General features: G+C 36.1%; 20 protein-coding genes. All 20 read left to right on the top strand.

The features are described 5' to 3' along the window. Nucleotides 1-182: 182 nt before the first annotated feature. The gene (locus ABH902_RS14640; protein WP_404591967.1) at nt 183-2114 is read left to right on the top strand and encodes a T7SS effector LXG polymorphic toxin; all 1932 of its coding nucleotides are present in this window, start codon (nt 183-185) and stop codon (nt 2112-2114) included. Between the two features lie 56 nt (nt 2115-2170). Continuing rightward, nucleotides 2171-2638: a hypothetical protein gene (locus ABH902_RS14635; protein ID WP_404591965.1), complete on the top strand. Its 468-nt coding sequence runs from the start codon at nt 2171-2173 to the stop codon at nt 2636-2638. A 434-nt stretch (nt 2639-3072) separates the two neighbouring features. Continuing rightward, nucleotides 3073-3711: a hypothetical protein gene (locus tag ABH902_RS14630; protein ID WP_404591963.1), complete on the top strand. Its 639-nt coding sequence runs from the start codon at nt 3073-3075 to the stop codon at nt 3709-3711. Between the two features lie 33 nt (nt 3712-3744). Beyond that, nucleotides 3745-4089: a hypothetical protein gene (locus tag ABH902_RS14625; protein WP_404591961.1), complete on the top strand. Its 345-nt coding sequence runs from the start codon at nt 3745-3747 to the stop codon at nt 4087-4089. Then, complete coding sequence (locus ABH902_RS14620; RefSeq protein WP_404591959.1) at nt 4082-4642, top strand: RNA 2'-phosphotransferase; 561 nt, start codon at nt 4082-4084, stop codon at nt 4640-4642. Before ABH902_RS14625 ends, ABH902_RS14620 begins: the two co-directional genes overlap by 8 nt. A gap of 239 nt (nt 4643-4881) precedes the next feature. Beyond that, nucleotides 4882-5952, top strand: a complete 1071-nt coding sequence (locus ABH902_RS14615) for a T7SS effector LXG polymorphic toxin (RefSeq protein WP_404591957.1) — start codon at nt 4882-4884, stop codon at nt 5950-5952. Beyond that, the gene (locus ABH902_RS14610) at nt 5949-6542 is read left to right on the top strand and encodes a hypothetical protein (protein WP_404591955.1); all 594 of its coding nucleotides are present in this window, start codon (nt 5949-5951) and stop codon (nt 6540-6542) included. Before ABH902_RS14615 ends, ABH902_RS14610 begins: the two co-directional genes overlap by 4 nt. Before the next feature lie 682 nt (nt 6543-7224). Further along, a complete protein-coding gene (locus tag ABH902_RS14605) occupies nt 7225-7632 on the top strand; it encodes a hypothetical protein (RefSeq protein WP_404591953.1) in 408 nt (135 codons plus the stop codon). 345 nt (nt 7633-7977) lie between these two features. Continuing rightward, on the top strand, nt 7978-12450 hold the full coding sequence (locus tag ABH902_RS14600; RefSeq protein WP_404591951.1) for a Spy0128 family protein: 4473 nt from the start codon (nt 7978-7980) through the stop codon (nt 12448-12450). Between the two features lie 271 nt (nt 12451-12721). Continuing rightward, complete coding sequence (locus tag ABH902_RS14595; protein ID WP_404591949.1) at nt 12722-13483, top strand: (Fe-S)-binding protein; 762 nt, start codon at nt 12722-12724, stop codon at nt 13481-13483. 11 nt (nt 13484-13494) lie between these two features. Further along, nucleotides 13495-14964, top strand: a complete 1470-nt coding sequence (locus ABH902_RS14590; RefSeq protein WP_404591947.1) for a LutB/LldF family L-lactate oxidation iron-sulfur protein — start codon at nt 13495-13497, stop codon at nt 14962-14964. Next, on the top strand, nt 14961-15689 hold the full coding sequence (locus ABH902_RS14585; protein WP_404591945.1) for a lactate utilization protein C: 729 nt from the start codon (nt 14961-14963) through the stop codon (nt 15687-15689). Before ABH902_RS14590 ends, ABH902_RS14585 begins: the two co-directional genes overlap by 4 nt. Nucleotides 15690-15973: 284 nt before the next feature. Further along, nucleotides 15974-16654: an ATP-binding cassette domain-containing protein gene (locus ABH902_RS14580; RefSeq protein WP_404591943.1), complete on the top strand. Its 681-nt coding sequence runs from the start codon at nt 15974-15976 to the stop codon at nt 16652-16654. 1 nt (nt 16655) lies between these two features. Next, on the top strand, nt 16656-17771 hold the full coding sequence (locus ABH902_RS14575; protein ID WP_404591941.1) for a hypothetical protein: 1116 nt from the start codon (nt 16656-16658) through the stop codon (nt 17769-17771). Nucleotides 17772-17822: 51 nt separating this feature from the next. Next, complete coding sequence (locus ABH902_RS14570; protein WP_404591939.1) at nt 17823-18110, top strand: hypothetical protein; 288 nt, start codon at nt 17823-17825, stop codon at nt 18108-18110. Between the two features lie 283 nt (nt 18111-18393). Beyond that, entirely contained in the window at nt 18394-18657 is a 264-nt protein-coding gene (locus tag ABH902_RS14565; protein ID WP_404591937.1) for a hypothetical protein, read from the top strand. Nucleotide 18658: 1 nt separating this feature from the next. Beyond that, a complete protein-coding gene (locus tag ABH902_RS14560; RefSeq protein ID WP_404591935.1) occupies nt 18659-19021 on the top strand; it encodes a hypothetical protein in 363 nt (120 codons plus the stop codon). Beyond that, on the top strand, nt 19012-19677 hold the full coding sequence (locus tag ABH902_RS14555; RefSeq protein ID WP_404591933.1) for a T7SS effector LXG polymorphic toxin: 666 nt from the start codon (nt 19012-19014) through the stop codon (nt 19675-19677). Before ABH902_RS14560 ends, ABH902_RS14555 begins: the two co-directional genes overlap by 10 nt. Before the next feature lie 195 nt (nt 19678-19872). Next, nucleotides 19873-21333, top strand: a complete 1461-nt coding sequence (locus ABH902_RS14550; protein WP_404591931.1) for a helix-turn-helix domain-containing protein — start codon at nt 19873-19875, stop codon at nt 21331-21333. 170 nt (nt 21334-21503) lie between these two features. Next, the gene (locus ABH902_RS14545) at nt 21504-22172 is read left to right on the top strand and encodes a WxL domain-containing protein (protein WP_404591929.1); all 669 of its coding nucleotides are present in this window, start codon (nt 21504-21506) and stop codon (nt 22170-22172) included. Nucleotides 22173-22289 lie beyond the last annotated feature (117 nt).

Genomic DNA, 22289 nt, shown 5'->3' with positions numbered 1-22289 from the left:
CAAAATAAGGATATATTAGCTGGAGATCTTGTTATGTTTGATGTATTACAGGCGACTCAAGTATTAAATTAACAAATTTCTAAAATATACATGACGACAGAAAATGCAATTTCTTATTACGAAGCACTTTCTGAAATCGTAGAAACAGAGTAGACAGTAAAACATTAAGAAAGGAGCATATTATGGGCTTTCATGTAGAAACAGCCGAAATGAAAAAGGCTTTGGAACAGTATCAAAAACTATCCAAAACGGCACAAGAACAATTAGATAATGCCAAAAGTTCAATGAACGGTATCATTAACAGTAATGCGATGCACGGTCAAGTAGGCCAAGCAATCGCGGCTGATATCAATAATAATAAAAATGCCGTACTTGTTGGCTTAAAAAATAGTTATAAGTTAGTAGAAGCAGATCTCCAGCAAACTTACGCAGATTTTGCGGGAACCACAGGAGAAACCTCACAAAGTGCGGTGTTAGATGAAGATGTTTTAACGAAGGCGAAAACAGCGATTGATAAGTTTAAGACGGAACACAAAGAAAAAAGACAAACAATTAAATCAACTTACAGTGATATAGCTGATTTAATTGCACTCTCAATGCCAAGTAGTAGTGCTTTCACTAGTGCTTGCGATGAGTCAAAAAAACATTTGGATAAAATTATTCAAAAAGTCAATGAGTTTGATAACAAGCAACAACCAAGTTCAGCAGAAGAAATCATCAATGTTTTAGGGCAACAAATCAAAATGTCTGAAACCGCGAGTGGCTTAAGCTACACAGATCCTAGATTTATGGAATTCGTATCACAAACAGAGCTGGCAGAAGCAATTAAGGATATTGATAGTCAAATAACCGAAGCGGAAGCGGCCGCAAAGCTAGAAGCGGAAAAAGTGGCAAAGAAAAAACAAGAAGAATGGGCAAAGCATCATCCAGTAGAAAATTTCTTAAAAAATATGTCAGATAGCATTGGTGATTGGTGGGGGAATGTTGTAGAAGGAACAAAAAATCTGTCTATTCCTAAAGGGTTTAAAGATATTCTCTTATTTGGCGAAGGTTTTCTTGGCGGCGCAGGTGAGATGGTTAGTTCTATTGCGATTAGTGGGAGCGAGTTACTCCATTTAGGCGTGGAAATAGTTGAATGGGGATTTGATTCAGCCAGAGGCGTTGCAACACCTCAGTGGAAGCTAGATGATATTAAAGGTGCTTGGGAAAATACGAAAGCAATCGGAAGTATGTTAAAAACTGTGGGTATGGGCTTCCAAGCAGTTACTAATCCATGGTTATTAGCTGTAAGTCCTGCACATAGAGAGGCATTGAAAGAAAGCTTTGATATGGGCGTTGGAATAGTTAGTACAGTAGTGAATGATATTAAAAATGGAAATGCTTATGCCATAGGCGGTTATGTATTCGATGTAGCCAGTATGTTCGTTGGGGTAGGTGAAGTCAGTGCAGCCTTGAAAGGAACGAAGTTTGTTGGTAAACTGGCAGAGGGGTTAAATGCGTTTAAGACAGCTGCCAAAGCAACAACATTAGGCAAATTAGGAACAGTTACGAATGTCATTAGTAAAGGACTAAAATACGGAGATGATGCAGCCAAAGCATTAGCTAATAAGCTGAAAAAAATACCCGTACCTATAATGGATGAAGTGGCTATAGCAGGTGGCGGAAGTGTCAAAGTTTTTGGCAAAGGCACAATTGATGACTACATGAAGATGGCAAAAGCTAACTTTAGTAAGGGGAGTGGGGCTGTTGATGATGTAAAAAAAGCGTTACCAGAAAAAGTTGTCAATGATTTAGCTAACTTCAATAGTAAGACTTTTAAAGTTGGAGACCTAACATTTAAATTAGATAAAAGTGGATTAAAGCATATCTTGGAACGGCATCATCCCAATTATTGGAATGGAAGTATAAAAAATACACAAAGTTTTCTTAACAAATCTCTGTCAATTGACGATATTGAAAATGTAGTGGAAAGTGTAATGAAACAGAACAGAGATTTGATATTGAAAAAAGGAACTACTGGAATGTTTCAAGTTTCAGGTAAATTTAATGGAGTAGAATATGTTATAGGATTTAAAAATGGACGGATTGGTCAATTATACGAAATAATTAAGTAGGTGAAAAAATGTTTACATGTACATCATATATATTAAAACCAGGGACTATTGTTACAATGGACAATTTAAAATGTAACTTTGTAAGTATTGATAATTTAAAGGAAATATCCATTATTAAAAGTAATGTTGACTTGTTTTATGTAGAAGGAGCAATATGTTTAAAGTATATTGACGAAGAAATTTTAGGACGACAGCATTGGGATTTAGTTGATCAACTTTGGTCTTATTTGGTGGAAATGATTAGTATGGTGATAGAAAAAGGGCAATCGGAAACGTATTTTCCAGACCAACCGATCAAATTAGAAATGAACCGAATAGCCAATAACCAAATTTTATTTTCTATGGAGTCATCTGAAGTCAAAAAATGGAATGTACCAGAGCAAGAATTTTTTTCGATATTATTGAAATCTGCGAAAGAGTTTTTTAATTTTATGATTAATGAATTTCCAGAAACAATTGAAGAATATAAAAATGAATTAATAAAGATTGAAGATTTAATGAAAAAAACAATGGCTAATGAATAAAGGTATGGACAGAACAACTATGCTATTTATTGGATTTGATTCCTAAAAAAAGACAGTTTATTATGATAAAAAATTAACATCCTATTGCTATTTTAACCAAAGTTAATGAAAACAATGCTTTCTTGTTATGATATTTTTTAGATGATGGAATTGAATGATTAGTTAATAAACATTACAGAAAAAGCAATATGAGTACTTTAATAGTGGTACTTATACTGCTTTTTCCTATTCATTTTTCAGATGTATCATCGTTATTCAAAAAAAGGAGAATCCCAGGATTTAGTTGAAAATGGAAATAGTTTTAGAAATATTGCTGAACTGATATAGCGAGCATGTTTGTCGGAGTTGGAGAAGTAAATGCGGCTCTGAAAGGAACGAAGTTAGGCGTAAAAATTGCTGAGGGATAAAATGCGTTCAAAGCAACAACGAAAGCCATGACATTAAGTAAATTAGGCAAAGTCACATCAATGATGAATAAAGCTCTGAAATATGGAGATGATGCGCTAAAAGCCTTTGTGACCAAATTAAAAAATATTCCGATGCCGATAATGGATGAGTTAGCAATTGCAAGTGGAGGAAGCGTCAAAGTCTTTGGCAAAGGCACAATTGATGACTACATGAAGATGGCAAAAGCTAACTTTAGTAAGGGAAGTGGTGCTGTTGATGATGTAGCTAAGAAAGCCAGTGGACTTGGAAAGAATATTGAAAATGTTAACCCTTCGGAAATTAGGTTCAGTCAAACTTCTGTAAACGGTTCAGATGAAATTATTGCTAGTATGAAAGCGAATGGTTGGAAAGGTGACCCAATCGATGTTGTGAGAATGCCTGACGGTAGTTTAACGACTCTTGATAACACAAGAGTTGCAGCAGCTAGAGAGGTTGGGATAGATGTTCAAGCCACGGTTAGAAATTATAATGATCCTTTACCTCCCGATATGGTTGCAAGGTTTACAACACCTAAAGGAGTCCCTAAGACATGGGGAGAAGCTACTGATTTGAGAATTGGAAAACAAAAAGCTAGTTTCAGAAATAATAATCCAATGGGGTCATTTGATTTAGAAAAAATGAAATAGAAAATGTGGGTGGTTAATTTGTGTAATTTTTATATGGAAGAAATTAATTTTGAATATCCCAAATCATATGAAAAACTAATAGATTTGGGATTAGTAAATTTTGACATTTGGTTTTTGATGGAAAAAGAACAAGCTTCAAGTATTTATAATGGCATGAGAAATAGGTATCCAAATCGGAAGTTGATTCCATTTGCTAAGAGGGCTGACAATGATGATACTGCTTGCTTTGAAATTGGTAAAGGAAGTAAAATTCAATTAATTCATGATTTCACTACAGAAGGTTTTGAACAAAGGGGTGAATTTGAAGATTTATGGGAATGGGTAGAATCTGCTGTTAAGACAATGGTCGAATATAATCGGGAGGAAGAAATTGTCTAAGAAAATAAACTATACAAAATTGAGTAAAGAAGTTTCTTATGCATTGCGTCATGCTCCTTGGGAATATGAGTTAGAACTAGATAAAAATGGTTGGGTGCCGATTGACCAATTATTACAAGCCATTCATCAGTCTGATGAATGGCAAAATGTAGAACTCGATGATTTAAAAATAATGATTGAGAAATCAGAAAAAAAGAGACATGAGATTAAAGAGAATAGTATTCGAGCATTGTATGGACACTCTATTCCAATGAAAATAGTAAAAGAAGAAGCTATTCCTCCTAAATTACTTTATCATGGGACTGCACATGATTTTTTATCTGAAATTGAAAAAAGTGGTTTATCTCCAATGTCTAGGCAATATGTTCATTTATCTGAAGATATAGAGACAGCTAATTTAGTAGGAAAAAGAAAAGATAAAAACCCGATTATTTTAGTGATTAATACAGAAAATGCTAGAGCAAAAGGAATAAAATTTTATTTGGGAAATGAAAAGGTTTGGCTAGCAGACAGCGTTCCATCAGAATTCATAGAGATATATAACACAAAATAAAAAGGCACTTTACTATCTGATTGGCGTCGAATAGCAAAGTCTTGAATAATAAGCACACACACTAATTAAGTTACCAGTGGCTAATAAAAAGCTAACTATAATATGAAAAAAGATATGAGAAAGGCTAACTCTTAAAAGTGAGTAGTATTCTCATATCTTTTTAGTTATCTATAAGTGTATTAAAAATAGAATTTAAGAGCTTAGTAGTGAATCGCAAATATAATTGAATACAAAACTATTTGAATGGTATAATTAACAGTAACGCAATGTACGGTCAGGTAGGCCAGGCTATAGCAGCAGATATTAATAACAACCAGAACGCCGTAATTGTTGGGTTAAAAAGTAGTTATTCAGCAATGGAGATGGAACTGCGCCAAGCATATCAGGATTTTAAAGGAACGACAGGGGAATCATCAGATTCAGCGGTCCTTAGTGAAGAAGTCCTGATCAAAGCAAAATCAGATATTGATAAAATGAAGCAAACTTATCAAGAGCAAGTGAAAAGTTTCCAGACAGTGTATAGTAGTATTTCTGATTTAATTTCATTATCTGCTTCGAAAAGTGACTTTAATCAGGTAGCGGACGCAACGAAGAAATATGCGGAAGAAATCATAAAAAAAGTTAACCAGTTTGATAGTAAGCAAGGAAACTCGGCTAATGAAGATATGATTCAGTCTTTAGGCACACAGATTAAATCAGCCCAGAAAGTCGGAGGCTTAAGCTATACAGATCCACGGTTTCTCGCGTTTGCGAATAGCACTGCATTAGCAGAGAATGTACAAGCTTTTCATAAGAATGTGACAGAAGCAGAAGAAAAGCAGCGGAAGATCAAAGAAAAAGATCTGAACTCGATGACGCCGTCAGAAATGATTGCGAAGTATGGGGTGGATGATCCGGATGTGAAGAAGCGGATAAATGATATTAATAATGGGATTAGTACCACAGTTATCGGAGCAGCCTTTGACTACAATGATCAAATGGAGAAATATAATGACGAAGCGAGAGCTTTAAAAAATACAGCAGCTCATACAATAATTCAATCAGGAGGAGCAGCTGTTGGTAGTCAGATTGGTGCATGGCTAGGAACAGCCATTCCCGTTCCTATAGTTGGAACAGTAGTAGGTGCAGCAGTAGGAATGGGAATCGGAGTGGCCGTTTCTGGAATATATGATTGGGTAGAGTCGGGTCAAGCAAAAAAAAGCATAGAAAAAAAGGTGAAAGAAGTATCAAAGAATATTAACAATGTCAAAGAAGATATGGGGAAATGGTTTTCTAACGTTGGTAAGTCATTAGGAGGAGCATTTGATTGAAAAATAAAGTAGCGCCATTATTAAAGATTGATTCTGACAAATCTATTTATTTCGATCTGTCAACACGTGAATTATTTATTCAAGAATTCATAGGACTTTTTACTGAAAAAGCAAGTAGGAGTTATTCTAAATCTAACACGTGGATAACTAGTATGGTAGGGGGGATACTGTTAATTCCATTGCTAGCTAAGCAATTTAATTTTATTTCTTTTGTGCCAATCTATTTAACAGTTATTTGTATTTCCGGAGTTAGTTGGTTCTTAGGCAAAATTTTAGCAAGCTTTCTAGTAGAAAAATCAAAGGGATCAATTGTAAAAAGAGAGTTCAAAAAAGAAGAAGTGAAAAAAGTTCTTAAAAATTCCAAAAATTTGATTCCTTTAGCATGGATAGAGAGGTTATTTTTCATAGGATATATAATTTTTCTATTACTTTCTTTTTCTATGGAGAATATCTCTACAAAAATTGTAGTAGAATTAATTTTATTCTGTTTTGGAATAGGACTCTTACATTACTCTGTTCATCCACTTATCCAACAAAAAGCATTCAGAATTCTAAAAAAGCAAATGAAAGAAGGCAAGTATGATGAATAAACTGAAATATAAATTACCAACTGATTTAATTGTAAAATAAAAAAAAGGGTATTTTTTAATCCAATGATAACAAATAGACTTATTCAAACAAAAGCTAATTTTGGAAAAAGATATGAACTAACAGAAGCAAATAAATTATAGGTACGACTAAAATCCCAATAAACTTGAGGACACAGATCAATGTTTCGATAGCAAATAAAAATTTAAAATTACAATTTTCTATTATTAAAGACGCGTTGAGCCGGTTCAATTATTCTAAAAATGTAAAATTACTCCCTTTTCAGATATACAATGTATTAATAGGCTTATTATGTGAAAGAAGAACAAAATGGTTGTTTGGCTATACTCTTTTTGAATTGAATTACAATGATGAAACGTATTATTTCTATGCAATAGGACTAGGAAAAAAGGTTTAAAAATCCCAATGTATGACTCTAAGGACATTCAAGTAGGCCTGATTGAAAAAGACAATGTATCCTACGATAACAAGAGCACGTACACAATAAATACATTAAATAAACATTATCAAATCTTGGCATTCCTCTTTGCGGTTTATTACGATAATGTGTACTATTCACCAAATGAAGTTGCGTACAAAACAAAAGAGGTTAATTATGAGTATACGTTGAATAAACAATTAAAAAGTAAGTACAATCCAAAATTTATAGAATGAGGTTTTGATATGAAAAATAAGTATAAAATTTTTATTATAGCTTGTATCACTCTTATTATGACAGGTTGTTCCGGGTCAAAGGAGATTCAAAAAACTTGGAAAGCCGAAGATGCAAATGCTAAAGTCTATTCAATAAAAATTAAAGATAAAGAAATAACTATTTCAAATGACAATGAAAATGAAAACTTGGACTACAAGCAAAATGCTGTAGGAACATCAAATGGCGTTAAGTATTATGGATTAACGATTGATAACGAAAAATATTCCGTAATCTTTCCGGAAAAAGGAAATTCTGCACTAGCTTTATTGTTGAAAGTAAATAGTGATGATTATTTAAGTGGAACGCTAATCTATGCTATGAATACTAAAGAGCAACCAAGTTATAAAGATTATGCGGAGAAATTTTTATCAGAGTAGTTCAACTTATTTTAAGAAATTCTATACAGTGTCACAACTCCAGCTGGGACCATTGCGAAATTATTGACGTATGAATATAACGTAGTTGGAGAATTCTTAAAGTATTAGCTGCCATCAAACTAAATCAAAACGTTTCGTAATTGAGTTTGCGGAACGTTTTTTTGATGCTTCTAACAAAAAGTTCTAAAAGAAAAACGCAAACAAAAGAAAGATTTTCTTCACTTTTATTAGCCAAAAAATCTCCTTTTTTGAACGGATATTGTCGTGTTGGTTCTACATTATTGAACTATACTCTGGGTAGATAGGAATAGGCAATGGTCATTCAGAAAGAAGGAGTGAAGGATAATGATACTAAAAAAAGTTTGCTCGATTCTATTTATTTTGAGTGTTTTTATAGGAACCTTACCATTAGCAGCATTGGCAGAAACGGCGGAGGATTCAATCCTTGCGGTTGAATCAGTAGAATTGACAGATGAGCAGGGCCGTCAGATTAGTTCTGACAATCGATTAGCCAAAGACGCTTCCCTGAATGTAGGGCTTAATTGGACGATGAAGGACGGTCAGTTGATTGAAGAAGGTACTCAGATCGCTATGGCGCTTCCGAAAAATCTAACGTATGAAGAACAATCAGGAACCATTGATCAGGTAGGCAGTTATCAAGTGGCGAATCAGCAGTTGATAGTTACGTTTAAGCAAAATTATGTGCTTGATGAAATAGGACAAGTATCGGATTTTGCTAGTATTGTGCGTTATCATGGCTCGGTGTTGCTCAAAGCTTATCCGACGGCTGTCAATCAATCGGAGGATATACTTGATTTTGGCAATGGCATTGTTAAACAGCTGTATTTTTCTGATGAAACCAGTGCTAGTATGGTAGAACCGTTGGAGACTGCTCTTCCGGAGAAAAGTCCGCGCGCGCATGAACCGAATTTAAATACTCGCGGGGTGAAATTATTTAACGGAATGAAAGTGACGGATTTTAACGATCAGGAATTTTCTGATACGTATCCGGCTACCCAAAATGCGAATATCAAAATTCATTTTGACTGGTCGTTATTGGATGATGAGGAAATTTTAGCAGGTGATTATTATACGTACCAGTTGCCTGAGTATTTTTCAGTTCATAATCCGGTTTCAGAGGAGTTAGTAAATAGTTCTGGTGCAGTTTTAGGTGCATTTACATTAGGTTTTGATGGGAAATTGGTTGTGACGTTTAATGAAAATGCTCAAAATTTGAGTCAACGTCAGGGAACGATTGACTTGCGAACGGAATTAAATATTGTAACTGAAGAAGAAGTCGTAGAAATTGTGACGGGGATTGAAAATGAAGATAGTGAAAGTATTACAATCAAGATTCCCATCTTAAAAGCGGAAATCAGTAAACAGGGAATGCTGGAAAAAAACAATGTGGTGACGTGGACCTTATTAATCAATGAATCTGGTCGGGAATTAAAGCGTCCGTATATTCGTGACTTTATACCTGAAGGCTTAACAAGCTGGTACACTTCAACTTATGTATTAAATGAAAATCAGGAGTGGGTGGCTGCGCCGGCAAACTTTTTATCTGGCTGGATTGAAAGTGATGGCAGCTACGTTGCAACGCCGACCTCTGGTGTGCTGAATCAGCCAATTAAAATCGTGCTGCATACCAACATTGTGGATCAAATGAAGACTAGTTTTTACAATAGAGCCACGATTACCGGAGATAACTTTATCGAAAATGCTGCAGAAGCCAGTGTGGATTATGACAACTTGGATAACTACAAGCACCATACCAGTGTGGATGTAAATACAGGCGTGATTACCTGGGAATTAAAAGCAACGTTTACGCAAGAAAATGGTGAGCTGAAAGATTGGATGTATAATCGTTGGGGCAGTGCAGATTCTGCACATCATTACTTGCTCCAAAATACCTTGCAGGTACAGGACGAAGCAGGGAATCCAGTACCAGCCAGTGATTGGTCGATTTCTTCAACAGAGGGAGATTTCCAACAAAAAAATGGTGAATATGTTCATTTTACATTGAAGTTTAAACACGCAGGTGTTTATAAAATTTTCTATTCCACGCAGTCCTTTGATGTGCCGGCACCGCTGGGACGGGATTACTTAAATCAAGCGTTGTTTATTGACGGCAGTACACGGGAAGAAACCAGCTCGACAGTTAAAACGGATGTGGATCAATCGGTAGGTGTTGGGAAAAAAGCAGTTAGTAAGGATTATGCCAATAATACCATTGATTGGGAAGTGACCGTCAATTCTAAACGTGTGTTAATGAAGAATACAGTTATCACGGATAAATTTGAAAATTTGGCGGGAGCCAATAAAAGCGCACTGCAACTAATGGAAGATTCGCTTGTACTTGTTGCCAATAGTGAAGGAGTAACGGCGACGTTAGTTCAAGGACAGGATTATCTACTGGAAAAATTAGCAGGTGATGATGAATACTTAACGGGATTTGTAATCCGTTTAATCGGTAGCTATGCAACAACGCAAGCGGAGCTTACCTTAACGTATAAAACGAAATATAATTTAGAAAATCAGCCGCCAGCGAGTAATGGTGTTGTACTCCGCTTTGATAATAGCACTGTGGTTACTTATGTCGGCAGTGATGATAAAAAACATACGGATGGAACGCAAACAGCAACCTGGGTACCTGTTGATTATGCAAAAAATGGGGTGAAATACGGCAAGTATCTCAAAAAAGACGAGCCAGTGGCAGGAGCTTTTTCACATGCTAATCCTTTTGAAGAACAAACTGCTGCTGAAAATAGTACCTATTGGTCTGTTGTTTTCAATACTTGGCAAAGTAACATCCCTAAAAATTCCGTGATTCAAGACTTTTTAGGTGATGGTCAAACGCTTAAAGAAGTAACTATTTACGATGCCGAACTTCATTCTTCTAGAGTGCAGGTCGGTCAATTAGGCGAAAAATGGATTGCAGGCCAAGATTATACGTATGAAATGGATAATGGTGTCCCGAAAATTACGTTATTGAAAGCAACCAATAAGGTACTGGCAGTCTTTGTTTCCGCTAAAGCGGCGGATGAACAAGCAGATTATACTAATCGAGCAACTCTGACGATGCCGGATCAAGAACCGCTTGAAGTGGCAGCAACAGTTGAAAAAAGTGATTCTGACCGATGGATTGATAAATCCGGCAAGCAAGGAACAGGAGATGATTATCGCTTAGTTGACTGGTCTATTGTGTTAAACAAAGATGCGCATCGAATGATTGACCCGAAAGTCGTGGATACTGTGAAAATTAATGAGCAGTCATTTGTTTATGATGAGCAGGGCCAAGTGGTTGTGAGTGTTTATCCTGCAAAAACGACAGATGGTACTCATTTTGAAAAGGACGGACCGGCTCTGGTCTTTACAGAGGAAAATCGACCGACCGTTTCCATGGATTTTGTTAAGGGCGAGCAAACCTTGACCATTGATTTAGGTGCTGAAATTAATTCTCCGTATATTGTAGAATATCGTACGGCGATTGATCCGGGTGTTTTGAATAATGAAACGATTTCGAATCGGGCTACACTTTCAGGTAAAGGGCTAGAGTATCATACAACTCAATCGCAGGTGACGGTTAAATCAACAGATGGCGAAGGAACCTCAAGTGGTAAAAACGGCGTACTGAAATTCCGTAAGGTGGATGAGGACAATCAATTAATTACCAATGGCTCTGCGTTTTTCAATCTTTATCATCGAAGTGATTCTGGTGAATTAACATTATTGTTGAGTGATATTGAAGTTCGCGGGGATCAGATTCTTCAAGCAGGGCAGCCGGTTGAACAAATTTCCAATTTATGCTATGGAGAGTATTCATTGATTGAAAATCAAGCGCCAGACGGCTATTTGCTGGACAACAGTCAGTACGACTTTACGCTTTCTAATGAAAGCAGTGAGTACACGTTCACTTTGGAAAATAAAAAGCAGGAAACTAAAACAACCTCTGCAGTAATAGCAGCGGAAAAAATTCTGACCGGTCGTAAGCTGCAGGCGGACGAATTTAGTTTTAATTTGAAAGATAGTCAAGACCAGACCCTCCAAACAAAGAGAAACGCCGCAGACGGCACAATTACCTTTGATCCTATAACCTATGACGCGCCGGGAGTGCACACTTACAAGCTTTCTGAAGCAACACCGACAACACCGGAAGCAGGTATGACGTATGATGAAACAGTCTATGAAGTAACGGTAACAGTTACTGAAAATGACGGACAGCTGGAAGCGAAGGTTGACTATCAGCAAGGGAAAGAGCCGAACTTTACCAACGTTTATAATCCAGAAAAACAAGTTCGACCAGCAGATATTAAGTTGCAGGCTAAAAAAGTGTTGACGGGTCGCAAGCTGCTGGCAGATGAATTTAGCTTTGAGTTAGTTGGAATAGGGAATAACACAAAGCAGACGAAGAAGAATGCCGCAGATGGAGCTATTGATTTTGATCCGTTGCACTATACAAAAGCGGGAGTGTACAAATACACTATGTCAGAAGTCATTCCAGAGAAAAAAGTAACAGGTGTGACCTATGATAAAACGAAGTACGAAGTGACAGTAACGGTTACTGAAAAGGCAGGACAGCTCAAAGCAACCGTAAATTACCAAAATAACACAGCGGTGCCTACCTTTACCAACGAGTTCGTTTCTCCATCTAGTCAGCCTGTGAAAAAACAGCCGATACCAGTCAATAAAAAAGTACTGAATGAAATATTACCAAAGGCTGGGGATGAAATCAGCGGAGTATTAGCAGTGTTGGGTTGCTTATTACTAGGTGTGATTCTTATAATAGTTAAGAAAAGACAAGTAAGCGATAAATAGAAAGGTCTTTTCTAAGCATAAAAATTAGCAAAGCATAAAAGTGCAACAAAAGGATCGTTCGTTTAATTATGTATGGAAAATTACTTTCAAATGCAAGAGATGCGTGTTAAAATTATTTTATAATAATAATTATTACAAAAAGCGCATTTGTATGAACCTTTCTATCACTACAGGATCATCTCTTTTGCAAATAGTCGTCACATAGCAGAACCGATAATTTACATCTGGTGATCAAGAATCTTCTCGTACAAAGGTGCGAGGAGGTTTTTTTGTGAAGGTTAGTATCTTTTCTACATGTGTGGTTGATTTAATGTTTCCTAATGTCGGCGCTGCAATGGTGGAAGTGCTGGAACGTTTAGGATGTGAAACAGAGCTTCCGGACAAGCAGATTTGTTGCGGTCAGCCGACCTACAACAGCGGCTATGAAAAAGCAAGCTATGCCACGTTGAAAAATCAAATAGACAGCTTTGAAGGTGCGGAATATGTAGTCGCTCCGGCTGGCTCCTGTGCAGGGATGTTAAGAGAGTATCCTGAATTTTTGAAGGATGATCCAATTTACGGACCAAAGGCGATTGCTTTAGCTGAAAAAACCTATGAATTTAGCCAATTTATTTATCGTGTATTGGGGTTGACTGATGTTGGAGCTACATTGCCGGCTAAAGCTACCTACCACCGTTCCTGTCATATGACACGTATCTTAAAAGAACGAGAAGCCCCTTTTAAATTATTGGCACAGGTAAAAGGATTGGAGCTAATCCCATTACAGCATATTGAAAATTGCTGTGGCTTTGGCGGCACTTTTTCAGTAAAAATGCCTGCTATCTCTGAGGAAATGGTTACTGAAAAAATGAATGATGTTATTGATACGAAGGCAGAAATCTTAATTAGTGCAGATATGGGCTGTTTGATGAATATCGGTGGGAAATTTAATCGAGAAGGCAAAAAAATTAAGATCATGCATATCGCTGAAGTATTAAATAACGATGTTGATTTAAGTAGAGTGGCACAGACTAACATCGCAACTGTTTCGTAGGAGGTAAGAAAATGGGATTATCAACAAGTACAAAAACATTTAGTGAACGAATTGAAGATAGTAAAAAAGATACCTTTATGCAAAAAGCTGTGGCTAAGGCTCAGGACGATCAATGGTTGAAGCGGGAAGGGGCTAGAGCAGAGCTGGGAAATTGGTCTCAGTGGAGGGAACTAGGTGAACAAATTCGGCAACATACCATTGCCTATCTGCCAGATTATCTGGAACAGTTTAGTGATAATGTAGCGAAGCAAGGAGGACATGTCTTTTTTGCTCAAACAGCCGAAGAAGCCAATGACTATGTAAAGCAGATTGTCTTACAAAAACAGGCGAAAAAAGTCGTAAAATCAAAATCAATGGTCACAACAGAAGTGGATATTGATCCAATGCTTTTGGGATTAGAAGACGTGAGCGTTATGGAGACGGATTTAGCCGAATTTATTTTGCAAATGGATGATTGGGATGAACCTTCTCATATTGTGTTTCCAAGTATTCACAAAAATCGTGAACAGATCCGACAGGTTTTTGAGAAAAAACTAGGCTATAAAGGGGATAATGAACCAGAAAATCTGGCCAAATGTGCTCGTGAAGTCATGAGAAAATTTTTCTTAGAAGCTGAGATCGGCATTACAGGCTGTAATTTTGCTGTTGCAGACACAGGAATGGTCAATTTAAATACAAATGAGGGCAATGCAGATCTGACGATTAGTGTACCGAAAACACAAATCGTATTGATGGGGATGGAACGAATTGTTCCGACAATGAAAGAAGCGGAAGTCCTTGACAATTTGTTAGCTAGAAGCGCAGTTGGGCAAAGCTTGACGACCTATGTAACATTTGCTGGCATTAAAGCAGAAGATGAATCCGACGGTCCTGAGGATTTTCATGTGATTATTTTAGATAATGGTCGTTCAAATGCACTTGGCACAGCTTTTCAGCCTGTACTTCAATGCATTCGTTGTGGTTCCTGCTTAAATGTTTGTCCTGTCTATCGTCACATCGGTGGTCATGGCTACGGTTCTATTTATCCGGGACCAATTGGCGCCGTTTTGTCTCCTATTTTGGGCGGCTACAAGCAATTTGGCGAATTGCCTTATGCCTCAAGTTTGTGTGGCGCTTGTACAGAAACTTGTCCGGTGAAAATTCCTTTGCATGAGCTTTTAATCGAACACAGAAAAGTGATGACGGATGATTTAAAAATGAAGCATGGGTTTGAAGATGTTCAAATGAAAGTGATTGGTAAAGGGACCTCTTCGCCGACACTTTTCAAAATGGCATTGTCAGTGGATCATGCAGGATTAGGAATGTTGAGTAAAAATAAAGAGATTACCGTAGAGAACATGTACCAATATGGCGGTTATATTGATAAGGGGCCAGCTATGATGAAGGGCTGGACGGATGTTCGCGATCTTCCTCGGCCACCTAAATCATCTGAAAACTTTCGAAGCTGGTATAAAAAACACAAAGCAGGTGAAGAAAAATGACTACTGGAAAGATCCAAAACAGAGAAAGCTTTTTAACTAATTTATCCGAAAAACTAGGAGTACCGCGACGTCCGGTTAGTGAGCACCCTTTTGTACCGATCAATCAGCTTCCTCAAGAGCAACTAGCGGATAAAAGTAAAGAAGAGCTGCTGGAAATAGTAAAAGCGCGCGTTCCTAAAATCCATACGCAGCTATTTGAAACAACAGCTAAGGACTTGGCGGATACCTTACTTTCATTAATAAAAGCATCAGGAGGCGGAAAGCTGTTGTTGCCTACAGATGATCGATTTGCAGCGTGCGGTTTAACAGAATTTATAGAAACCGAATTGGCAAGCGAGGATACTACCATCACTTACTGGAAACCGGGGAATGAGTACCGAGATGAAAATATTCAAGCTGCTGAACAAGCCAATGTATCTATCGCATTTGCGGAATTTTTATTAGCCGAATCTGGAACAATTGTTGTTGAAACTTCGGCAGGTCAAGGACGTTCTCTTCACTTTCTGCCGAAGCATTACATTTCTATTATTCCAATGAGTAAGCTGGTTCCACGTTCTACTCAGGCAGCGGCATTTTATTCAGAAAAAATTGAACGAGGAGAAAAAGTCGGCTCAGCTATTCATTTTATTTCAGGACCCTCAAACTCTGGAGATATTGAAATGCAGTTGGTAGTTGGATTACATGGTCCTGTGAAGGTCTATTACGTTGTAGTGACGGATTTATAAAAATCAATGTGTAACAGTTCATCTGTATTTTTAAAGAGCTGAATAATTTTAATAAGCATAACGAATAAAAAGAAGGAGGTTGACTCCAGTTTCTTTTTATTCGTTTTTTTGACCCGAAAATTATAGTTTCTAGCAGTTCGAATCATTTTTAATTTTATAGTTAACGCGGAAATAATAACCAATACAAGCTAAATACGTTGAGTTTAAGTATTTTAGTAATTTATTTAAAATAAAAAGTTTGTTTTGCTGTATAATAAATATATCTGTTTATTTAGGAGGCTATTATGATTGAGCTACAGGATCTAGAAGTATGGTTGTCAGGAATGCCGATTTTAGAAAAATTTTCCCTAATAATACCGAAAAGTGGAGTATATGGTTTGTTTGGGTTAAATGGAGCTGGCAAAACGACCTTTTTCAGAACATTATCAGGAATATATAAAAGTAACGGTAGGATTAAGCTGAATGGGGAAAAGCCTGGAACCGTTTCTTATAAAAAGCAATTCTTTTATTATGAATTTGAAGGATTTCTCAATGAATCACTGACCGCTTATATATATTTGGAACATATAAAAAATATGTGGAAGGTAGATCAAGTCAGGATAAAACAAGCGATTGAGATTTTTGCTATGCAGTCGTTTTTTAACAAGCAATTAAGAAAATGTTCTTTAGGAATGAAACAAAAGCTTATCTTGGCAATGTATTATATCAGTGATGCACCTATTTGGTTCCTTGACGAACCATTCAATGGCTTGGATTATGAAACGATAAAAAGTTTTCAACGCTTATTGGAAACAGAAAAAGAGAATGGTCGTACAATTCTGCTGGCTTCTCACTTAGTCCCTCAATTAGAAGAATTAACAGAAGAAATGATTTTTATTAAAGAGAAGAATGTCTATTTTTGTAAAACGAATAGTATAGAGACAGTCTATATGGAGGTAGAAAATATTAAGAGAGGTGGAAAATAACATGTATAAATTTACCGTTATTGAGGTTGTGAGAGATGTAAGATTTAAACTTTTTATAGGTATATTAATTTTTGTTGTTTTAGCATTATCTTATTATACGAGACCTACAGCTAATACAGACAGCTATTCTGAAAGATTTACCACTTATGTGGAGATGTATTCAAAAGATCGGGAAACTATGGTGAAGGAAAATAAGCAGGATGATCCTTTTTTCAAAGAATTAGAAGCCTTGTTAAGTAATGCCCGAAAAAAAGAAAGCTACATAAATAATGGGAATTGGAAAAAAGCTTTTGCAATGGAAATCAAAGATATAGAAAAAACGAAAAATGATTTATTTCATTCAGACGCTGAACTATCGGAAGGTCTAGATAAATCAAGGATGTTGCTGGAATTGGATATTGATAGTGCCCTTTTTAGCTACTTTATAAAAAATGACGTGTTTCCTAAAAGCCAAGAAGCTAATGCAGAAGGATTTGTTAATACCTTTAGATATTTATCCATTATCATGCCAATTATATATATTTTTTTACTGGCTATGTTGGTTTCACACCAGTATTCTTTAGATTATAAAAACAATTTTAATTTTAAATTGCTCGAACCAATTACAGCTAGACGCATAAAATGTATAAAGCTATTCGTATTAATTGGCGTTTCATTCATCAGCTTATTTGTAAGTACTGGGCTGATTTTTGGTATTTCAGGATGTTTAAATGGTATAGGTAGCCCTAAATTTCCGATAGTGATACAGAAAATAGATGGCTTTACGTTGGTTCCTATTCAACAAATCTTATTAGAAACAATTCTATTATCTATTTTGGTGGGTTTATTTATGATTACTCTGCTGTATTTAATGTACTCTCTAATAAAAAAGGAATCAATTGTCTTAATTGCTTTTCTTTTTGCTGGGGTTGGCTCGCAAATGATTCCTTCCGGGATGAAAAAAATCGATTCGATTATTCATTTCAATGTATTTAGCTATTTGAACCCGGTTGCCATTACCACAAATGCTCAGGCGGTAAAGTATCATAATCTACATTTTAACGTTGGAAATGCATTTATCTTTCTTTCAGTTTCATTTTTAACACTTTTAATAATAAATTTAGTAAGAAAAAATTGACTTTTAAGAAGAAAAGATTTATAGTTGGCTTATAGAATAGGAGGAATAGAAATGAGTAAATTAAAAAAGATAGTTTTGGTATCAACAGGATTGTTTTTTGGAATAACAATTTTATGTATTCCTACACATCATTCTATTTCAGAAGCAAAGACGGTCATTGCTAGGAACGATACTTATAATGCTTGGAATAATCCTTGGTCTAGTTATACTTCTTTCAATTATCTGTACAAGAATGTTGCGAGCAATAAGTATTTAAAGTCTAGAAGTTATGGAAGCTTAGGTAATAAATGGTGGAATTATAAGTATGTAACTCATTATAGATGGTGGTGGAATTACTGATAACTGAACAGACGAAAAAGAGAAAAGCGTTTTAGTTTTGGTACACTATTAAAAGATACTTTCCAAATCTTTTGGGAGGTATCTTTTTCTAGTAGAAAAACAAATTAAACGCCTGAAATATTTTATAGTAGTTGCGAAAGTTAGTAAAAAGTTCGTAATTTATAAAAAAAATATTATTTGACAGAAATTATTCTACTTTTTAAAATTTATATTACAATAAGAAAATTATTTGATATAATATATACGCATACAAGTTTGTTTGTACTGAAAAGGGGTAAATAGGATGGAAAAAATTGCTTCAAGTATTTCAGCAGCAAATTCTGCAGTGGTCGGGGTTAATGCTGTCGTAATTTCTAAGGGGCAGCAAGTTACTTTAGAAAAAAGTACGATCGCTAGTATTGAAATAGGTGTTGAGGTGAATAATCAGCTTCTTTCTGACTTATCTCAATTCATTCATTGTGTTCAGGAACAAAGCAATAAGTTCCCTGAAATTGCGGAATTAATGGCTTTTAAGGATAGCCAGTTTCAATTTAAAGGATGTGAATGAGTTGAATCAATTATCGTATGAGCAGCAACAAAGAATGTGTAACCAGGAAGTTTTACAGATAGAAAATCAACAAGATGAATTAGTGAATGAACGACGAAAAATAAAGAGTGCTATTTTAGAATTGGAGAGTGATCTTCAGCGAGGCTTCCAGCAAGTGTCTGTGTTAAATGATGAGTTAGTCAATCAGGGAAATACAAAGAATTTGCGAAGAATGCAAAAAAATGATGAATATCTGCAGGTTTTTCAGCAAAGTTTAAGAGATTCAGGTGAACAATTTGAATCCGCTTATAACAAAGCAATTAATCGATTGGATGATGAGCGGGAAGCACTTTACAAAAAAAGGAGTGAAATTCCTTGGGACTAATTTATTCAAGTGCTGAATCTAGTGAATTGATTGCAGCTCTGTCCAAAAATTTAACGAGTGCCAAAGCAGCGGTTAATCAATTGAGTAAGGGAAGCCGGCAGGTCATTTTAGCGGTTGATGGTCGCACATTGTCAGGAGCAGCTTATACTGCTGCGGCAGGCTTGTTTAGTGACTGCATCCTCCCTGCTATTACACGACTAACAACATCAATTGAAGGAATTGAACAGGAGCTAGAGACATATAAAGCAGAGGATTCGTTGATTTCAAGCGAGGGATATTTAGATGAAGATAATCTAAGGCAGCAGTTGAAAGCTATTAAAGAAATGAAGCTATCGGTAGATATCACGTGTACCTTTGTGAAATCACAAACAAGGACAACTCTGATGACGAATGTATTGGATATTGTAGTTGATTTTCAGAAGAATTTAAGAGAGATGTCGGAGAATTTGCAGCGGGATATGAACGAACTAGAAGGGAAGCTATATAAATTACAAGCTTTTTCAAAGCGGACTAATGGGTTATTCAGCAATAGCTTAAGTGATATGACGCTAGCTATGCAGGCTGTCCTATTGTTAAATAAAACCGTTGTCCGTAAAGATGGTACCTATACTTTTCCGAGCGGAGTTGACAAGAGCTGGTTTCAACAGTTGCATTGAATGGAGAGTGATGCATAAGTAGGTATAAAGTGATCGGACAGATTGTTGAGGTTCTTATTGCTCCACATTCCTCCTCTTTTTTGTTATTCATAGCTTGTCGCTGTTGACGAAACAATCAAGGAATTATATAATTTCTCTAATTTGTAAGAATAGGATTGTATGAATGTTAGGCATAAGATTTGGAGTGGAGAGTGTATGCAAACCTTCTTAACGAAAACCTCGCAGAAAAAAATCCAGCTGCTGAATTTACTGCTTGAAGAAAACCGTTGGTGCTCATTGGAAGAACTGCAGAAAAGGTTTAATATGTCAGCTAAGTCAATTTTGAATTATATTTCCGAGCTTACGCAGCTGCTTACGGAATATCCTGAAAAAATTACTTTAGTAAATGACAACAATCAGCGGTTTTCTATTGAAAAAGCGGAAGATTTTCCAATTTACACAATTTATCTGCACTTTTACAGGAAATCATATAATTATCATTTGATTGATTTTATGTATCATAATCCCGAAAAAAATTTAGAGGAGTATGCGAAAACGCAATTTACAAGTGTTTCAACGGTTTTTAGATATGCCAAATTATTGGTGAATTATTTTAAACGGTATCGAATGACCTTTCATACGTTTAAGCTGGAGCTGGAGGCAGATGAAAAAGCGATCCGCAGTTTTTATTACTACTTTTACTGGAATTCAAACCGTGATGGCAGCTGGCCATTTGATATACAATTAGAAACTATCGAGCATTATTTGTCTATTTTTGAAAAAGTGTATCAACTCACTTTAGATCATTTACAGCGCCGGGTATTTTCATATTGGCTGGCGATAATTTTAGAAAGAAGTCAGGTAGCTCCAGTTTGCATGAATGAAGAAGATCAGGCGATTATTGATGCCGACGCTTGTGCTGAATTGATAGTTCAATGGATCAAACAAACTCAGCTATCGTTGTCCAAAGAAGAAGGCTATTTTCTTTACCAGATTATTTATTCTTTTGGCATAATAGCCGGCAACAAAAGGTATGAAAACAGCTATGCGGCCGCTCATGAAAAATGTCAGAGCTTGTCTTATCGCGCAGTAATAACGTTAAAAGAAGTTCTGAAAAAGGAATTTTCGTTTGATTTGGCAGTGAATGACCCGGAACTGCTGTTTAATTTTGTCGCATTTCATGAAAGAAGCTATCTATTTTTTGGCAATACAGATTTGTTTTTTAACCGATCTTACGTAAAGGAAATCAAAGCTGAACAACCAAAAAATTATCAAAAGATGGCATATTTTCGCAAAGTGTTAAAAAAAGCCGCTGATCAAAAGCTGGGGAAAGTACTTGAAAACTGGGAACAGTTATTTCTAAATTATTATTATGTGCTTGATTATTATGATTTATTGTTAAATAATCTGGATCCGATTAAGATTTTAATTCAGGATGATCTGCATCACACGCACCGATTATGGCTGATGAATAAAATTAATGCTTATTTTGGACATTCTTATGTTTTGGCTTTTTATGATTATCAGACCAAGCCGGAAGAGGTTGACTTAGTTGTATCGAATTATTATTTAAATACAAAGGATACGCCATTACTGTTGATGAAAAATATTCCTACCGAACGAAACTGGGAACAGCTACGGCAGTTATTGGCCCAATTGATGAGTAAAAAAAGCTAGTTTGTACAAATGTGCAGATTAGCTTTTTTAATTTGCTTGAGTGCTGTTAAGGGCTACTTTTACTTTTCTTCTTATTTTTGGAAATTATTTAAACTAGAAAAAGCAGGAACGACATGCGAAAATCAGTACGGGTTAGTTTAAACCAATTATTATTTAGGAGGAATTATAAAATGAAAAAAATGGCCTTGGCTACGGCCTCACTCGGCTTGTTAACTTGTACTATGGCGGGAACGGGTGTTTTTGTAGAAGCTGCTGAGTCACATTCCGTTTCTTCCAATACGGATTTAACTTTAAAACCAGGTTCAGGTGAAGATGCAGAACCTATTGTGCCGGACGATACGCATGATGATCATCCAGAGACAGGGGATAAGGGAGCCTTAACGATTCCTTTTGCCTCTAACATTACCTTTGGAGAACATGAAGTTAAGCAGGGGGATGCAGATTACTATGCCTTAAATAAGAAGCCGCATGTGCAAGTTAATGATACTCGCGGTGGTGGAATGGGTTGGAAATTAGGTGTGTCTATCTCCCCCTTCATTGGAGAAAATGGTCAAGCGCTAAGAGGTGCTAAAATGATTTTAAGCGGCGGAAAAGTGGTAACAAAAAATAATTCTTTATCTCTTGCACCCCAATTAACGAGTGACGTCTTTACGTTAAATAGTGAAGTCCAAGATATTATGATTGCTGAAATGAGGCATGGTGCTGGGGCATTTGCTGCTGTTTTTGAAGGAAAAGATGGTCAAAATGAAAATGTGAAACTTCACGTACCGCAAAACGGTTTTGAAGCACAACGATATACGGCCAAGCTGACTTGGGTGTTGTCTGATGCACCAGCTTAAAAGTAGAAAAAGATGGGAAGTCTTGTAGTGACCCCAAAAAGTTAGACTTTTTTCGGAGTAGAGAAATCTACTCCGTTTTTTTATTTGTTGTTAAGCTGTTTTACTTTCGGTTATTCG

Source organism: Enterococcus sp. UD-01 (assembly GCF_044909655.1).
Classification (GTDB): domain Bacteria; phylum Bacillota; class Bacilli; order Lactobacillales; family Enterococcaceae; genus Enterococcus_L.
The sequence above is the reverse complement of the archived record's forward strand: the minus strand, read 5'-3'. Positions and strand labels throughout refer to the sequence as shown.

Excerpts from the sequence above, each read along its gene's own strand:
- ABH902_RS14570 (WP_404591939.1), top strand. The coding sequence starts at position 17,823 with ATGAGTAAATTAAAAAAGATAGTTTTGGTATCAACAGGATTGTTTTTT.
- ABH902_RS14575 (WP_404591941.1), top strand. The coding sequence starts at position 16,656 with ATGTATAAATTTACCGTTATTGAGGTTGTGAGAGATGTAAGATTTAAA.
- ABH902_RS14545 (WP_404591929.1), top strand. The coding sequence starts at position 21,504 with ATGAAAAAAATGGCCTTGGCTACGGCCTCACTCGGCTTGTTAACTTGT.
- ABH902_RS14600 (WP_404591951.1), top strand. The coding sequence starts at position 7,978 with ATGATACTAAAAAAAGTTTGCTCGATTCTATTTATTTTGAGTGTTTTT.
- ABH902_RS14625 (WP_404591961.1), top strand. The coding sequence starts at position 3,745 with ATGGAAGAAATTAATTTTGAATATCCCAAATCATATGAAAAACTAATA.
- ABH902_RS14630 (WP_404591963.1), top strand. The coding sequence starts at position 3,073 with ATGACATTAAGTAAATTAGGCAAAGTCACATCAATGATGAATAAAGCT.
- ABH902_RS14565 (WP_404591937.1), top strand. The coding sequence starts at position 18,394 with ATGGAAAAAATTGCTTCAAGTATTTCAGCAGCAAATTCTGCAGTGGTC.
- ABH902_RS14640 (WP_404591967.1), top strand. The coding sequence starts at position 183 with ATGGGCTTTCATGTAGAAACAGCCGAAATGAAAAAGGCTTTGGAACAG.
- ABH902_RS14590 (WP_404591947.1), top strand. The coding sequence starts at position 13,495 with ATGGGATTATCAACAAGTACAAAAACATTTAGTGAACGAATTGAAGAT.
- ABH902_RS14585 (WP_404591945.1), top strand. The coding sequence starts at position 14,961 with ATGACTACTGGAAAGATCCAAAACAGAGAAAGCTTTTTAACTAATTTA.
- ABH902_RS14580 (WP_404591943.1), top strand. The coding sequence starts at position 15,974 with ATGATTGAGCTACAGGATCTAGAAGTATGGTTGTCAGGAATGCCGATT.
- ABH902_RS14550 (WP_404591931.1), top strand. The coding sequence starts at position 19,873 with ATGCAAACCTTCTTAACGAAAACCTCGCAGAAAAAAATCCAGCTGCTG.
- ABH902_RS14635 (WP_404591965.1), top strand. The coding sequence starts at position 2,171 with ATGGACAATTTAAAATGTAACTTTGTAAGTATTGATAATTTAAAGGAA.
- ABH902_RS14605 (WP_404591953.1), top strand. The coding sequence starts at position 7,225 with ATGAAAAATAAGTATAAAATTTTTATTATAGCTTGTATCACTCTTATT.